Source organism: Pseudoduganella sp. R-43 (genome assembly GCF_049913255.1).
In the GTDB taxonomy this organism is placed as follows: Bacteria; Pseudomonadota; Gammaproteobacteria; order Burkholderiales; family Burkholderiaceae_D; genus Rugamonas.
On sequence record NZ_CP183988.1, the window covers coordinates 2,370,003 to 2,384,735 of the forward strand.

Here is a 14,733-nt window from a genome sequence, read left to right on the forward strand (position 1 = left end):
GTTTGTACGCTATGATCGGCTGGATACCCCCGGAGTCCAGGCGTACATGAATTCTGTTTCGAGTAATGTTGAAGTTGTGGCCAATGCCTTGCAATTGGTCGGAATGCCAGCCTGCGCCTGCGATGCGGACGGCCTGGTGTTCGCTTCCAACGCCGAATTCGACGCCTTGCTGCAATCCGATCCGCGTGGCCGCAACGTGGTGGAAATGTTTGCCCGCCATGTGCGCGCCGAAGCGAATGCGCAGTTGAATGCCGCGCTGGTGGTGTCCGCGGCATTGCCGAACATGGCGCCGCGCACAGCGCCCAAATGGGACAGTGTGCTCACCAACGCCAGCGGCAATTACGTCGCGGTGCAACTGACCGTCAAGGCGCTGCCGGGCGGGCTGGATGGCGGCGCCACCATCATCTTCAACGATATCAGCAGTGCCCAGCGCGACCAGCGTGCGCTGCGCAAGGCCATGCTGGAGCAGCAGGCCATCCTGGAAAATGCGGCAGTTGGCATCATCCTTGCCAAGAACGGCTATATCGTCGAGTGCAATATGCGCGCTGCCGAAATGTTCGGCTATGCACGCCAGGAGCTGGAAGGCGCGCCAAGCGAAATCCTGTACTCGACGCCGGAAGAAGCGCTGCGCATCCGCACCGAGTATTTCCCGATGCTGGCGAAAGGCACGCCGCTGACGCTGGAGCTGCAGTTGCGGCGCCGGGACGGCAGCCTGTTCTGGTGCCGTTCCAACGGCCGTGCGCTGGACCCGGCCGATGCCCGCGAAGGCACCGTGTTCATCCTGGAAGACATCAATGAGCAGCGCATGGCGAACGAAGCAATGGGCCGACTGTTGCTCGAGCAGAAGGCGATCCTGGACAATGCCTCGGTCGGCATCCTGTTCACCAAGAACCAGGAAATCATGACGGTCAATCCGCGCATGGCTGAAATGTTCGGCTATACGCTGGAAGAGCTGCGCGGCCGCCACGCTTCGCAGCTGTTTGAAAACGTGGAGCAGCACACGGCCTTCGGCCTGCAGGCGGGGCCCTTGCTCGCTGCCGGCCAGCTGTTCGAACTGCGCGAATGCCAGCTGGTGCGCAAGGACGGCAGCATCATCTGGTGCCGCGTGCGCGCCCAGGCCGTGGACCAGGAGCACAACGCAGGCGGCACCATCTGGATACTGGAAGACGTGACCGTTTCGCGCCAGACCCAGATGGAAGTCGAGGCCATCATGACCAATGCCTCGATCTCCATCCTGTTCACCAAGAACCGCCTGATCACGCGCTATAACCGCGGCTTTGCCGACATGTTCGGCTACCAGGGCGAGGAAGCGCTTGGCATGCCGGGCCGCGCCATTTATCCGGACGACGAGACCTATCATCGGGTCGGCGCCATTGCCGGCCCCCTGCTTAGCCAGGGCAAGCACTTCCACTGCGAAACGCTGATGCGCCGCAAGGACGGCAGCGACTTCTGGGCGCAACTGATCGGCTATGTCGTGAATCCGGAAGATCCGACCCAGGGCACGATCTGGATCATCGAGGATCGCACCGCGCAAAAGCATGACGAGGAATCGCTGCGCAATGCCTTGCTGGAAAACCAGGCAATCCTGGACAGCGCGGTGATGGGCATTTCCGTCTGCGAGAAGGGGCGCAACCTGCGCTGCAACGCCAAGATGGAAGAGTTGTTCGGCTACGGCCCGGGCGAAATGGCCGGCGTCAGCGTGCAGACCTTCTACCCCGACCTGGCTGCCTGGGACGCGGCGCGCAAGGCCACCGAAAAGGACTTCCTGGCGGGCCATGCCAGCTCCTACGAATACCAGCTTGTGCGCAAGAATGGCAGCAGATTCTGGGCACGCCTGTCGGGGCGTCCATTCGACATGGCCGACCCCAAGGGCCGCTCGGTATGGCTGATCGACGACGTCACCTCACGCCGCGAAGCCGCCGAAGCAGTGCGCCGTGCGCGCGACGAACTGGAGGTGCGAGTGCTGGAGCGCACCGCCGAACTGGCCGGCGCCAACGCGCAACTGCAGGCTGAAATCGTGGAACGCCGCCAGGCCGAGGCCCGCGTGCACCATATGGCCTACCACGACAGCCTGACCGGCCTGCCCAACCGTGCACTGCTGGCCGATCGCCTGGATCGCGCCATGCTGGCCGCGCAGCGTTCGGAGCGCCGCCTGGCCGTGATGTTCATTGATCTCGACCGCTTCAAGACCATCAACGATTCGCTGGGCCACATGACCGGCGACGCCTTGCTGAAGGAAGTGGCGGGGCGCCTGGTGGGCGCGGTGCGCGCCAGCGATACCGTGGCGCGCCTGGGCGGCGACGAATTCGTGGTGCTGCTGCCGGGCATCCACGGCACGGACGAATCGAGCCACGTCGCGCAAAAGATCATCGACCTGCTGTCCGAGCCGATTGCGCTGGAAGGGCGCCTGCTGCATATCACGCCGTCGATCGGCATCTGCACCTATCCCGACGACGGCGGCGACGTCGCCACCCTGATGCGCAATGCCGATGCGGCCATGTATCACGCCAAGGCTTCCGGACGCAACAACTACCAATACTTCAACGAAGAGATGAACACGGCGGCGGCCATGCATTTCGAAATGGAGAGCGCGCTGCGTTCGGCGCTGCAGCTCGGCCAGTTCGAATTGCACTACCAGCCGATCATGGATATCGCCACACGCCGCCTGGCCACGCTGGAGGTGCTGCTGCGCTGGCGCCGCCCGGCCGGCGGGCTAGTGATGCCGGACCAGTTCATCCCGCTGATCGAGGAAAATGGGCTGATCGTGCCGATCGGCGAATGGGTGCTGCGGCGCGCCTGCGAGCAAAGCATGGAATGGCAGCGCCAGGGCATGGCGCCGGTGCCGATGGCGATCAACCTGTCGGCGCGGCAGTTCATGCACCGCGGCCTGGTCGATTCGATCCGCCGCACGCTGGAAGACACGGGCATCGATCCGGCGCTGATCGAATTCGAAATCACCGAAACAGCGCTGATGCAGCATGGCGAACAGACGCTGGCTATCCTGGGCCAGATCAATGCAATGGGGATCCGGCTGTCGATCGACGACTTTGGCACCGGTTATTCTTCGCTGGCTTACCTGAAGCGCTTCCCGGTGCGAAAGATCAAGATCGACCGCGCCTTCATCAAGGACCTGGAGCAAAGTGCGGAGGACCGCGCCATCGTGGCCGCGATCGTCGCCCTGTCGGACAGCCTGCAGCTGTCGGTGGTGGCCGAAGGGGTGGAGACGGAAGGGCAGTTCCAGCTATTGCGCGAGCAAGGCTGTACTTATGCCCAGGGCTACCTGTTCTCGAAACCGGTGCTGGGCGTGCGCGCCCAGCTCATGATGGAGCGCCAGGCCGCTTAGGCGCCCAGGGTTGCAATCACCGGCGCGTGGTCGGAGGGCTGCTGCCACTTGCGCGGTGCGCGGTCGATCACGCAGGAAACGCAGCGCTCCTTCAGCGGCGCGGACAGCAGCACGTGGTCGATGCGCAGGCCTTTGTTCTTCTGGAAGCCCAGCATGCGGTAGTCCCACCACGAGAAAGCCTTCTCCGGCTGTTCGAACAGGCGGAAGGAATCGTGCAGGCCGAGGTCGAACAAGGCTTGCAGGGCGGCGCGCTCCTTGTCCGAGCAGAAGATGTCGCCTTCCATCGCCGGATCGTGCGTGTCGCGTACATCGGGCACGATGTTGTAGTCGCCCAGCACGGCCAGGTGCGGGTTGCGCGCCATTTCTTCGCCCAGCCAGTCGCGGAAGCCGGCCAGCCAGCCCAGTTTATAGGTGTATTTGTCCGAGTCCAGCGCCTGGCCGTTCGGCACATAGGCACTGACCACGCGAATGCCGTTGATGGTGGCGGCCAGGATGCGCTGCTGTTCGTCCGGGTAGTGCGGATTGTTCTTGACCACGTCTTCCATCGGGTGGCGCGACAGGATGGCGACGCCGTTGTAGGTTTTCTGGCCGCTGAAGGCCACCTGGTAGCCCATCTCCTCGATTTCGCGGACCGGGAACTTGTCGTCGGTGAGCTTGGTTTCCTGGATGCAAAGCACATCGACCGGATTTTCGCCCAGCCATTTCGTAACGTGCGGCAAGCGAACGTTCAATGAGTTAACATTCCAAGTGGCTAATTTCATTTCAGTCTTTCTAATCAGGTGGGGGCAGATCTTATCAATACTCACTATGCTATGGGAAGCTGTCGTATTTGAGCCAAACAATGATTCTACGGTGACATCAAAATTGTGCTTTCTTGTCGCAAAAAAGGTGCCGCTGTAAAAATAATTTCCAATAGTGCTTCATAGTTATCAGATTGGTACTAAAATTACGGTATCAACAACCGTAAATGTCAATATAATTACAAGGTTGGTATCGAAGTTGTTTCCACGAAGCTGGGTGATTTTGCTTATTTGCAACGGATTTGAATGTTGTCCTGCGTCAATAAGTGGTAATATAGGGAAACTAATTCCGATTTAACGAGCACTGCAAACTAAAGGAATACACATGCGATCTGCATTCGAAGCATGGGCGCAGAAGGACGGCCAAATCGTCCGTCGGCGCGAAGACAAGCCAGAAGAGTATCTGGTCTATGAGACACAACGTCGTTGGCTGATCTGGCAAGCGGCGTTGGAACATGGCAAATCGCCAAGCGGCCGCAAGTCGGCCCGCGAGGCAAGCGCCCGCGCAGCGTCCCAGCGCCCGCAAGCGATTGCTACTGCTGACGCCGAGGTGCGTAACGAAGTCCTGAACGAAGTCCTCGATGCGTTCCAGGGCATCGGCGCGAACAGCATGGACGACATCATGCATGTCATCCAGGGGCTGCGTCAGAAAAGAGGCCAGTCGGCCGACTGAGCCCGACTGCATGCCATCCAGGCTGAGCCGATCCGCGTTCGCTGCGCTGTGCGCAGCGGCGTTGGTCGGCTGCGCCACGTTGTTCGACTCGACCGAGCAGTCGGTGCTGGTGCAAACCGTGCTGGATCACCAGCAGGTGTCAGCCATCGGCTGCGTGCTCTCCAATGACAGGGGGCGCTGGTTCGTTACTTCCCCCGGGCGGGTGACGGTGCACAAGAGCACCCAGCCGCTGGTGGTGGATTGCCGCCGCGAAGACGTCTGGGCTTATGACCAGATCGAAGCGCGCCAGAACGCCTCCAAGTGGGGCAACATCATCTTCACCCTCGGCGCCGGCCAGATAGTCGACAAGCAGACTGGTGCCGGCTTTGACCTGCCTTCCACGCTGACGGTCGTCCTGCAGCGCGGGGAGGGCGCCGCCGCGCGCGGTGCGCCGCCGCAGCAGCCGATGCCGGCATCGGCGATCTACTAAACAAAAAAGCCGGGTCTCCCCGGCTTTTTTGATGGTCACTCCAAATATCAGCCTGCGCGGCCGATCAGGAAGTTGGTCAGCAGCGGCACTGGACGGCCGGTGGCGCCTTTGGCAGCACCCGATTTCCAGGCGGTGCCGGCGATGTCGACGTGCGCCCATGGATACTTGCGGGTGAAGTTTTCCAGGAAAGCGGCAGCGGTGCACGATGCGCCGCCCGGGGAGCCGATATTGGCCAGGTCTGCGAAGTTCGACTTCAACTGTTCGTTGTACTGCTCGCCGATCGGCAGGCGCCATGCGGTATCGCCGGTTGCCTTGCCCGATGCCATCAGGGCGTCGGCCAGCGCGTTGCCAGCTTCGTCGTCGCGTGCGAACACGCCGCTATTGTGGTGGCCCAGGGCGACGATGCAGGCGCCGGTCAGGGTTGCCACGTCGATCACGGCGGCCGGGTTGAAGCGCTCGGCGTAGGTCAGGGCGTCGCACAGGATCAGGCGGCCTTCGGCGTCGGTGTTCAGGATTTCGATGGTCAGGCCGTTCATCGAAGTGACGATGTCGCCCGGCTTGGTGGCGCGGCCCGACGGCATGTTTTCGCATGCAGCGACGATGCCGACTACGTTGGACTTCAGTCCCATTTCGCCGATGGCGCGGAAGGTGCCCAGCACGGAGCCGGCGCCGCACATATCGTATTTCATCTCGTCCATGCCGGGACCGGCCTTGATCGAAATGCCGCCGGTGTCGAAGGTGATGCCCTTGCCCACCAGGACGGTCGGCGCATCCTTGGCCTTGCCGCCCTTGTGTTTCAGGACGATGAACTTGGGCGCCTGCTCGGAGCCGTTGGTGACGGACAGGAAGGAGCCCATCTTCAGGGCTTCCATCTGCTTGCGGTCCAGGATTTCGACTTCAAAGCCGAAGTCCTTGCCCAGTTTCTTGGCGACGTTGGCCAGGTAGGTCGGGGTGCAGACGTTGGCGGACAGGTTGCCCAGGTCCTTGGTCAGTTCCATGCCGTTGGCGGTGGCAACCGCTTGCGACAGCGCCAGCTTGTTTCCGGCGTTGTTCGCCACGGCCAGGGCCACTTTCCCGGGGCCGGCCCAGGCAGGGTCTTTCCTGGATTTCTGTGCGTCGGTGCGGTATACGGCGTCGCGGCCGGCCAGCACCACGGAACGGATCGCCCAGTTGGCGTCGCGGCCTTTCACTTCTTCCAGAGGCAGTGCGATAATAGCGTCGCTCGATGCGACGGTGCCCAGCGCCTTGATGGCGGCATTGATCGCGGAGCCGATGGCTTTTTCGGCGACTGCTTCATCGGCGCCCAGGCCTACCAGCAGCACGCGTTCCGCAGCGGCGCCTTTCAGGCCGCGCAGCAGCAGGGTGGTGCCGGCTTTGCCGGTAATGTCGCCGGATTTCAGTGCGGCGGTGATTTCGCCTGCGCTGTCGAGGGCTTTAGCCGCTTTCGAGAGTTTCTTGTTTTCGAAGACGCCGACCACGACGCAGCCGCTTTTGGCGCTGGCGATGGTGTTCTTGGCGTCGAGTGCTTTTATGCTAAAGTCCATTTGGTTTCTCCTTAATTTTGTAGAACGAATTATAAACGTCGAATGATTTTCCATCGCGCCCTCCGCCGTGAGCTGGTCAGCTCTGCCGGGGCTTCCTTTACGGTGCTGTTCTCGATCCTCCTGACGTGGACCCTGATCTCGATCCTCGGCAAAGCCGCAGGCGGCAAGGTCGCGTCCAGCGATGTCATCGCGCTCATTGCGTTCGCAGCCCTGAATTATCTGCCAATTGTCCTGATTTTCACCAGTTTTATTTCCGTGTTGATGGTGGTGACCCGCATCTACAAGGATTCGGAGATGGTGGTATGGTTTGCCGCAGGCGTCAGCCTGACTCGTTTCGTCAGGCCGGTGTTCCTGTTTGTCCTGCCGCTGGTCCTGCTGACCGGTGCGCTCAGTTTTTATGCAACGCCGTGGGCGCGCTCGAAGAGCGCCGAATATATTGAGCGTTTCTCCAAGCGGGAAGACCTGCAGAAGGTTTCCCCCGGCCAGTTCAGGGAATCCTCGTCGGCCAACCGCATCTTCTTCGTGGAAGGCGTTTCGGGCAGCAGCTCGGTGGTGCGCAATGTGTTCGTCAACCAGGTTGATGCCAAGGGTACTTCCGTCGTAGTGGCGAGCGAGGGCGTGATCGAGACGCTGCCCTCCGGAGATCGCCACCTGGTCCTGAAGAACGGTCGCCGCTACCAGGGCAAGCCGGGCGATGCCAGTTTCCAGAGCATGGAATTTGAGCGCTACAGCATGCGCGTCTCGCAGCAGTCGTCCGAGGGCGATGGCCAGAAGGAAACCAAAACCCTTCCGACGTTGGAGTTGATCGCCGCCGGTACCAATCCGGCCAAGGGCGAGTTGATGTGGCGCCTGTCGCTGCCGCTGGCCTGCCTGGCGCTGTCGATGCTGGCGATTCCGCTCGGTTTCGTCAATCCACGGGCGGGCAGTTCGGTCAACCTGATTCTCGCAGTGCTGATCTTCTTCACTTATAACAACCTGATAAACGTGTTCGAATCCGGTATCCGGCGCGGCAACTTCACGTTTGGCTTGAGCTGGTGGCCCTTGCACCTGGCGATGGCACTGGCAGTACTGGCATTGTTTGCCTGGCGCCTGAACGTGAATCACCGCTACCATCCACGCGCGATCTGGGCAGCATTCAAGCGAGGCGCGCGCAAATGAGCATCCTGCAACGCTATTTCTTCGTCTCGATCCTGCAGGCGGTCGCATTTGCACTGGCGGCATTGCTTGGATTGCAGGCATTCTTTGACCTGACCGGCGAGCTGCCAGTCGTCGGCAAGAACGGCTATGGCATGCAACATGCTGCCTTGTACACGCTGACGATGCTCCCTCAGCACGTGAACGAGGTGCTGCCTGTGGCGGCCCTGATCGGCACCATCTACACCATGGCGCAGTTCGCGTCGACTTCGGAATTCACGATCATGCGTGCCTCGTCCCTGTCCACGGGCAGGGCCGCGGTCATGGTCGGGAAGGTGGGACTGGTGCTGGTCGTTGTTGCCTTCATCTTTGGCGAACTGATTACGCCACGCCTGGCGCCGGTGGCGGAGAAAGTTCGCTTGATGGGCCGCGGCGCCACGGTGTCGTCGGAGTTCCGCTCTGGCATGTGGACCAAGGATATCATCAAGAGCGGAGGCATGACCGGCGATGTGCAGGGGACGCGCTTCTTCAATGTGCGCGAAGTGCGCTCGGATGGACAACTGGTGGATGTCAAGCTGTACGACTTCGACAACCGTTTCCGCCTGCGCACCCTGACGCTTGCCGAGACGGCCACTTTCAAAGGCAACAATACCTGGCTCCTGAATGGCGTGACGGAAAACATCTTCAGCAATCCGGCATTGCTGGCCGACGGCGCGCAAGCCAATCTGGCCAATAATTACGCGCAGGCGACCAGCTCGGTGGAGATCCAGCGGCATGCCAGCAAGGAGCTGATTTCGGAGATCACCCCGAAAATCCTGTCGGTCTCCGCATCCGATCCGGAACATATGTCGGCCAACGAGCTGGCGGTTTACACCCGCCACCTGCAGGAAAACAAGCAAGGTACGGAACGTTTCAAGATCGCCTTCTGGAAAAAGCTGTTCGACCCATTGGCCATCTTCGTGCTGATGGCGCTGGCACTGCCTTTCGCCTACCTGCATACCCGCTCCGGCGGCGTGAGCCTGAAAATCTTCATCGGCATCATGATCGGCGTCAGCTTCCTGCTGGTGAATACGCTGTTCTCGCATATTGGATTGTTGTCGGCGCTGCCGGCATTCCTGACGGCGCTAATGCCAAGCCTGCTATACCTGTTGCTGGCGCTGGGTGCCCTTTACTGGGTGGAGCGCCATTAGCATGGGCGGCCGCGCGCTGGTGCTGTTTGCCCACGGCGCCCGTTCCGCCAGTTGGGCGGCGCCGTTCGAACAGCTGCGCGACATGGTCGCGGCGCGCGCGCCGGGCATCGATGTTTCGCTGGCTTTCCTGGAATTGATGTCGCCGCGCTTGCCGGAGCAGGTGGCTGCGCTTGCCGCACTGGGCATCGACGACGTGACGGTGATTCCGGTATTCCTGGGACAGGGCGGGCATGTGCTGCGCGACCTGCCGCTGATCCTTGACGAAATGCGCCTGGCGCATCCGGGAGTGACGATACGCGCAGTCGGCGCGGTAGGGGAAGACCCCACGGTGCTGCGCGCGATGACGGACTACTGCCTCAACTCGGTGACCAATGGCGCCTGACGTGCCGCTGGTTGCGGCAATCCAGTCGCTTTCCATCAAGGGTGATATCGCCGCCAATGTTGCGCGCCACGTGGCACTTGCAAGCCAGGCTGCGGCGCTCGGCGTGCGGCTTGCGCTATTTCCCGAACTTTCCCTGACAGGTTATGAGCCTGAAATTGCGGCAGCCGCGGCGCTGCGTGGCGATGACCCGCGCCTTGCGCCGCTTCCTCGCTGGCCCGGCGCAGCGGAATGATTATCGTGACCGGCGCGCCGCTACGAATCGAGGGCGCACTGTACATCGGCGCCTTGTCCTTCCTGCCCGACGGCCGCGTGGCCGAATATACCAAGCAGCACCTTCACGCTGGCGAGGAGACCGTGTTCGCGGCCGGCAGCGGCGGCGCTTTGCTTGACGTCGATGGCGTCCCGGCCGCCTTGGCCGTCTGCGCCGATTTTGCGCATGCCAGTCATGCGCAAGCTGCAGCCAGGGCGGGGGCCATGCTGTATGCCGCCAGCGTCCTGGTCTCGCCAGCCGGCTATGCAAAGGACGGCGCAATCTTGCAAGGGCACGCCTCCCGCCACGCCATGCCCGTGCTGATGGCCAATCATGGCGGCCCTACGGGTGGGTGGCAATCGGCGGGGTGCAGCGCGCTTTGGGACGAAGGCGGGCAACTGGTGGTGCAGGCGGGAGAGGGCGAATGGCTGCTCCTGGCCAGCCGCGTGGCTGGCCGCTGGCAGGGACGGGCCGTGGCGGCCGGCCAGGCGGCTTAAGCGCCCTTGGCGTGGGAGACCATGGCGGCAATGGTGCTGCCCGGGTTGTCGAATTCGCGTTGCACAGCGTCGCGCAAGGCTTCCGACTTCAGGGAGTCGAGTGCCGCGGCGCTTGCCTTGGCCACTTCCTCATCTTCGCCCAGACGGCGGAACACTTCGACGATCAGGCGCACTTCCTTGGTGTAGTTCAACACGAACGCCAGCAACTGCGGGGCAGACGAGGTGTTGCCGCGCTTGGCCAGTTCTTCGGCGAAGTCGTTGACGCGCTTGGCCAAGGCAGCGATGCGTGCCACCGGGTCCGGTAGGTAGCGGCGCGCCAGCTGGAAATCCTCTACCGCCACCAGGGCCGGCAGGGCCAGTTCGGCACAATCCTTGGCTAATTCGGGCAGTTGGGCGTCGATCTGGGTGAACAGGTCGTGGGTGGCGCGTTCTTCGCCCAGCGCACTGTTGATGGCGCTGACGTCGTGGAAGCGGGCCAGGGTGGCGCTGCCGTTCAGGATGCGCTGCGTGTCGCGGTCGCGAATGGCCTGCAGTGCGCGGCGCGCCAGCGGGAATTGTTCGGCGAGGTAGATCCAGTCGCGCAGGGCGAAGGACAGGCGAACGCCCGCCAGGGTCGGGTCTTCGTCGAGCGCATGTTCGTGGAACCACAGGTGGTCGCGCAGGGCGTCTTCGTATTTGCCTGCCAGGCGCGCATTGCGGGCGCGCTCCAGGACTTCGTGGGCTTGGCTCATCTTGTTCCTCTCATTGCAAGAGGACGATATTCTACCGTTTTTGCTGCGGCCGCGGCGCCATAGCCTTGCCCAGCATGACCAGCACGGGACCGTGCGCGGCCGGCAGGCCATGCGCCAGCTCGGCCAGGGTGATGCGTTCGACGCGCTGGTCGGGGCGGCTGACATTTTCGATCACGACCACCGGCGTATCCGGCGAGCGGCCCTGCGACAGCAGATTGTTGGCAGTGGCAATCGCCTCGCGCCCGCCCATGTACTGCACCAGGGTGTCGGTGGAAGGGATAGTGAGTTCTTCCGGATGGCCCGGCGCGGTGGAGGAGGTGAAGAAAGCCACGCTGCGCGCCACGCCACGCTTGGTCAGCGGCTGCTGTGTTGCCGCGGCGGCGGCAACCGCGGTGGTGATGCCCGGAACGACTTCGACTTCGATGCCGTGCTGCTCAAGCGCCGTCAATTCTTCGTCGGCGCGGCCGAACAGCATCGGGTCGCCGCCCTTGAGGCGCACCACCAGGCGGTAGCGCGCTGCGCATTCGACCAGTTGCTGGTTGATGACGCCCTGGGCGGTGGAGCGTTGGCCGGCCCGCTTGCCGACTGAGATCTTCTCGGCCTGCGGGCACAGTTCCAGCATTTCTTCAGTCACCAGCGCGTCGTACAAAACGACGTCGGCTTGCGCCAGCAGCCGCGCGCCACGCATGGTGATCAGGTCCTGCGCCCCCGGTCCAGCTCCAATCAAATACACTTTCCCGTATGGCATGCGCAGGTTTCCTTTCTTGGCGAAGCTTACTCGCCGAGGCGGATCATGCCTGCAGCGACTGTCTGGTGCGTGACCTCATCGATCAGGATGAAGGCGCCGGTGGCGCGAATATCCGAATAGGCATCGGCCGCCAGCGGTTGCTGCACGGTCAGCGCAATGCGCGCCACGTCGTTCAGCTTCAACGCATCCGCATCGTGCCGCTGCTGGGTGTTGATGTCAAGGATCGAATCGATCTTCGTCACTTTTGCAGCGGTCTGCTTGGTGCCGTGCTTGATCCAGTATTTGCGGCGCAGGTCCAGCGGTTCTTCGGACAGCCAGCACACATCGGCGTTCACCTGTTTGAGCAGGTTGGCCGGTTGTGCGCTGGAGGCCAGCAGGTCGCCGCGCGACACGTCCACGTATTCTTCCAGCACGATGGTGACCGACTGGCCGGCGCTGGCCGTCTGCAGGGAGCCATCGAAAGTGACGATTTCCTTGACCGTGGCGCTTTGACCGGACGGCTGCACCACCAGTTTGTCGCCGACCGCGACGCTGCCGGCTTCGATACGTCCCATGTAGCCGCGGAAGTCATTGGCTTCGTGGCCGTTGTGGCGCGCCACCAGTTGCACAGGGAAGCGGAATGCGGAGTTGTGCGACTCATCGTACACCGACAGGTCTTCCAGCAGCTCGATCAGGGTAGGACCCTGGTACCACGGCATGCGTTCGCTTGCGTCGACCACATTGTCGCCGGCCAGTGCCGACAGCGGAATGGTCTTCACGTCCGTGATGCCCAGCGTTGCAGCGAATTCGCGGTAAGCCTTGACGATGCGCTCGTACACGTCCTGGTCGTAGTTCACCAGGTCCATCTTGTTCACGGCTACCACCACGTGCTCGATCTGCAGCAGGTGGGCGATGGTGGAGTGGCGCTTGGTCTGGATCAGCAGGTCCACGCCACCGTCTTCGCGCAGCTTCACTTTCGACACGTCGACCAGGATGATCACGGCGTCGGCGGTGGAGGCGCCGGTCACCATATTGCGGGTGTACTGCTCATGCCCCGGGGTGTCGGCGATGATGAATTTGCGCTTTGGCGTGGCGAAGTAGCGGTAGGCAACGTCGATGGTGATGCCCTGTTCGCGCTCGGCTTCCAGGCCGTCGGTCAGCAGGGACAGGTCGATGGTGTCGCCCACGGTGCGCTTGTGCTTGGCGCGCGACACGGCTGCCAGCTGGTCGGCGAAGATGCCCTTGCTGTCGAACAGCAGGCGGCCGATCAGGGTGCTCTTGCCGTCGTCGACGGAGCCGGCGGTGATGAAGCGCAGCAGGTTACGTTCGTTCAGGTTGTCGTTCAGTGCGTTCATCAGAAATATCCTTGCTTCTTGCGTTTTTCCATGGAGGCTTCGGAGGTCTGGTCATCCATCCGGGTGGCGCCGCGCTCGGTGATCTGGGTCACTGCGGTTTCGGCGATGATCGCGTCCACGTCGGCAGCGTCGGAAGACACCGGGCAGGTGCAGGAGATATCGCCCACGGTGCGGAAACGCACCACCTGGGTTTCGATTGTCTCGCCTTCACGGGCCGGGGTCAGGTCGGTCAGCGGCACCAGCAAGCCATTGCGCGGGATTACCTGACGCTCGTGCGCAAAGTAGATCGACGGCAGCGCCAGCTTTTCGCGGGCGATGTACTGCCACACATCCAGCTCGGTCCAGTTCGAGATCGGGAACACGCGCATGTTTTCACCAGGGTGGACGCGGGTGTTATACAGGTCCCACAGCTCCGGGCGCTGTGCTTTCGGGTCCCATTGGCCGAATTCGTCACGGAAGGAGAAGATGCGCTCCTTGGCGCGGGCCTTTTCCTCGTCGCGGCGGGCGCCGCCGATGCAGGCGTCGAAGCCGTGTTCGGCGATGGTTTCCAACAGGGTCACGGCTTGCGCGGCATTGCGCGAATCGGTGGCGGGATTGCGCAGGCGCACGGTGCCCTTCTTGATCGAATCTTCGACCGAGCCGACAATCAGGCGCTCGCCCAGTTCGGCCACGCGGCGGTCGCGGAACTCGATCACTTCCGGGAAGTTATGGCCGGTGTCGATGTGCACCAGCGGGAAGGGGAATTTCCCTGGACGGAAAGCCTTCTCCGCAAGGCGCAGCAGGACCACGGAATCCTTGCCGCCGCTGAACAGCAGGGCAGGGTTCGAGCATTCGGCGGCAACCTCGCGCAGGATGTGGATGGCTTCCGACTCCAGCGCGTCGAGGTGGCGCGAATTGACGTGTTGTTCTACCAGTGCGTTCATTTAGCCTACTTTCTTAATTCGAATCAGTTTGCCGTCTACCAGGTGCAAGCCGCATTCCTTCGAGTCCGGGTTTTCCCACCACCAGCGGCCGGCGCGTACGTCTTCGCCAGGCTGGATGGCGCGGGTGCAGGGTTCGCAGCCGATCGACGGGTAACCTTGGTCGTGCAGCGGGTTGTAAGGCACGTCGTTGGCGCGGATGTAGTCCCACACTTCCTGTTCCGACCAGTCGGCCAGGGGATTGAACTTCTCCATGCTGTGCGAACCATCATACTCCTGCACCGACAGGTCGGAGCGGGTTGCAGATTGGGCGCGACGCTGGCCGGTAACCCAGGATTTTTTGCCGCTCAGGGCTCGGCCCAGCGGTTCGACTTTGCGGATCTGGCAGCATTCCTTGCGCAGTTCCACACTGTCGTAGAAGGCGTTCACGCCTTTCTTTTCCACATAGGCGTCGATGTCGGCCTGCACGGGACGGTACAGCGCGATTTCGTAGCCGTAGCGCTCCTGCACGCGTTCGACCATGCCCAGGGTTTCCTTGTGCAGGCGGCCAGTTTCCAGTGAGAAGATGCCGATCGGCAGGCCAGCCTTCAGGATCAGGTCCGTCAGGACCATGTCCTCGGCGGCCAGGCTGGAGGCGAAAACGGCAGGCGAAAACTCTTCTGCAACGCGTTCGAGCGTGGCTAGCGTATCCCGCACGCGGGTGGCGAGCTCGCTCATG

Annotated in this window: 15 protein-coding genes; 8 read left to right on the top strand and 7 right to left on the bottom strand. The window is 62.3% G+C overall.

From position 1 onward, the window contains the following. Window positions 1-46 precede the first annotated feature (46 nt). Window positions 47-3,343 (top strand): sensor domain-containing protein, encoded by a 3,297-nt coding sequence (locus tag ACN9M3_RS10790; RefSeq protein ID WP_426322390.1) that lies wholly within the window; start codon window positions 47-49, stop codon window positions 3,341-3,343. On the opposite strand, the gene xth is transcribed toward ACN9M3_RS10790, so the two are convergent. Then, window positions 3,340-4,104 (bottom strand): exodeoxyribonuclease III, encoded by a 765-nt coding sequence (gene xth / locus ACN9M3_RS10795; protein WP_426170640.1) that lies wholly within the window; start codon window positions 4,102-4,104, stop codon window positions 3,340-3,342. The genes ACN9M3_RS10790 and xth overlap by 4 nt on opposite strands. Before the next feature lie 364 nt (window positions 4,105-4,468). Here xth and ACN9M3_RS10800 point away from each other — a divergent pair, with 364 nt between their 5' ends. Further along, window positions 4,469-4,816, top strand: coding sequence for a hypothetical protein (locus ACN9M3_RS10800; RefSeq protein WP_426170642.1), 348 nt, complete (start codon window positions 4,469-4,471; stop codon window positions 4,814-4,816). A 10-nt stretch (window positions 4,817-4,826) separates the two neighbouring features. Next, complete coding sequence (locus ACN9M3_RS10805) at window positions 4,827-5,285, top strand: hypothetical protein (protein WP_426322393.1); 459 nt, start codon at window positions 4,827-4,829, stop codon at window positions 5,283-5,285. Between the two features lie 47 nt (window positions 5,286-5,332). Here ACN9M3_RS10805 and ACN9M3_RS10810 read toward each other — a convergent pair whose 3' ends face one another. Next, on the bottom strand, window positions 5,333-6,829 hold the full coding sequence (locus ACN9M3_RS10810) for a leucyl aminopeptidase (RefSeq protein WP_426322395.1): 1,497 nt from the start codon (window positions 6,827-6,829) through the stop codon (window positions 5,333-5,335). Window positions 6,830-6,871: 42 nt separating this feature from the next. Between ACN9M3_RS10810 and lptF the strand changes: the two genes are divergently transcribed. From lptF to ACN9M3_RS10835, 5 genes are read left to right on the top strand one after another with little or no spacing between them, the layout of a single operon-like run. After that, on the top strand, window positions 6,872-7,987 hold the full coding sequence (lptF, locus tag ACN9M3_RS10815) for an LPS export ABC transporter permease LptF (RefSeq protein WP_426170646.1): 1,116 nt from the start codon (window positions 6,872-6,874) through the stop codon (window positions 7,985-7,987). After that, window positions 7,984-9,153 carry an LPS export ABC transporter permease LptG gene (lptG, locus tag ACN9M3_RS10820; RefSeq protein ID WP_426170648.1) on the top strand — a complete coding sequence of 390 codons (1,170 nt, stop codon included), beginning with the start codon at window positions 7,984-7,986 and terminating at the stop codon, window positions 9,151-9,153. Before lptF ends, lptG begins: the two co-directional genes overlap by 4 nt. 1 nt (window position 9,154) lies before the next feature. After that, window positions 9,155-9,535 carry a sirohydrochlorin chelatase gene (locus ACN9M3_RS10825; RefSeq protein ID WP_426322399.1) on the top strand — a complete coding sequence of 127 codons (381 nt, stop codon included), beginning with the start codon at window positions 9,155-9,157 and terminating at the stop codon, window positions 9,533-9,535. Then, window positions 9,525-9,767, top strand: coding sequence for a nitrilase-related carbon-nitrogen hydrolase (locus tag ACN9M3_RS10830; RefSeq protein WP_426322401.1), 243 nt, complete (start codon window positions 9,525-9,527; stop codon window positions 9,765-9,767). The genes ACN9M3_RS10825 and ACN9M3_RS10830 overlap by 11 nt, the downstream gene beginning before the upstream one ends. Next, on the top strand, window positions 9,764-10,282 hold the full coding sequence (locus ACN9M3_RS10835; protein WP_426322403.1) for a nitrilase-related carbon-nitrogen hydrolase: 519 nt from the start codon (window positions 9,764-9,766) through the stop codon (window positions 10,280-10,282). Before ACN9M3_RS10830 ends, ACN9M3_RS10835 begins: the two co-directional genes overlap by 4 nt. On the opposite strand, the gene ACN9M3_RS10840 is transcribed toward ACN9M3_RS10835, so the two are convergent. Genes ACN9M3_RS10840 through ACN9M3_RS10860 form a run of 5 tightly spaced genes read right to left on the bottom strand, consistent with a single transcriptional unit; the run spans window position 10,279 to window position 14,732 of the window. Next, complete coding sequence (locus ACN9M3_RS10840; RefSeq protein WP_426322405.1) at window positions 10,279-11,013, bottom strand: hypothetical protein; 735 nt, start codon at window positions 11,011-11,013, stop codon at window positions 10,279-10,281. The two genes, ACN9M3_RS10835 and ACN9M3_RS10840, sit on opposite strands and share 4 nt — an antisense overlap. Window positions 11,014-11,044: 31 nt before the next feature. After that, the gene (gene cobA / locus ACN9M3_RS10845) at window positions 11,045-11,761 is read right to left on the bottom strand and encodes a uroporphyrinogen-III C-methyltransferase (protein ID WP_426170654.1); all 717 of its coding nucleotides are present in this window, start codon (window positions 11,759-11,761) and stop codon (window positions 11,045-11,047) included. Between the two features lie 26 nt (window positions 11,762-11,787). Further along, a complete protein-coding gene (locus ACN9M3_RS10850) occupies window positions 11,788-13,095 on the bottom strand; it encodes a sulfate adenylyltransferase subunit 1 (RefSeq protein WP_426322407.1) in 1,308 nt (435 codons plus the stop codon). Further along, window positions 13,095-14,018 (bottom strand): sulfate adenylyltransferase subunit CysD, encoded by a 924-nt coding sequence (cysD, locus tag ACN9M3_RS10855; protein WP_426322409.1) that lies wholly within the window; start codon window positions 14,016-14,018, stop codon window positions 13,095-13,097. Before cysD ends, ACN9M3_RS10850 begins: the two co-directional genes overlap by 1 nt. After that, window positions 14,019-14,732 (bottom strand): phosphoadenylyl-sulfate reductase, encoded by a 714-nt coding sequence (locus ACN9M3_RS10860; protein WP_426170659.1) that lies wholly within the window; start codon window positions 14,730-14,732, stop codon window positions 14,019-14,021. It abuts the gene before it with no gap. Window position 14,733 lies beyond the last annotated feature (1 nt).